Source organism: Corallococcus praedator, from assembly GCF_003612125.1.
GTDB lineage: Bacteria > Myxococcota > Myxococcia > Myxococcales > Myxococcaceae > Corallococcus > Corallococcus praedator.
In genome coordinates, this window is record NZ_RAWI01000963.1 from 1 (window position 1) to 459 (window position 459).

Genomic DNA, 459 nt, shown 5'->3' on the forward strand with positions numbered 1-459 from the left:
CCCCTTACTGGCGACGGCCAGGATACGGCAGGTCCAATTTTCTGCCGGGCGCCTTAGAACGTATGAACGAGGAAGCTGACTTTATCGAAGCGAGCGTCAAACGTATTTACGGAGCCACACTGTTCCCACTCAGTCCGGCTCCCGATTACCTGATTGATCATCCCGTTAGTGAAGTCGTCACAGACTTTGCCCGGTTTTTAATTGAGTTAGCCAAAACCGGCTGCTGGGAAGATCTTTACTGCGAAACCTGCCAGCAAGAGCACCTTCATATTGAACCGCGTTACTTGCCTTTCATGCACCGCGAAAGTGCGTACGCTTACCTGGAGGACACGGGCCTTTGCTCCCGATGCAGCCGATGTAACGACGTTTCAAATCCGGGCATCAATAAGTACATCATTGACCGGTACCCAGCCTTTACCTATCCCCGCCGACAGGAATGCAACTCGGACACCTACATAA

At 52.3% G+C, this 459-nt stretch carries 1 protein-coding gene; it reads left to right on the plus strand.

Features of this window, described 5'->3' with window-relative positions:
- Window positions 1-62 precede the first annotated feature (62 nt).
- Window positions 63-459: hypothetical protein (locus D7Y13_RS47425; protein ID WP_208734613.1), on the plus strand; the 397-nt coding region annotated here is incomplete at its 3' end.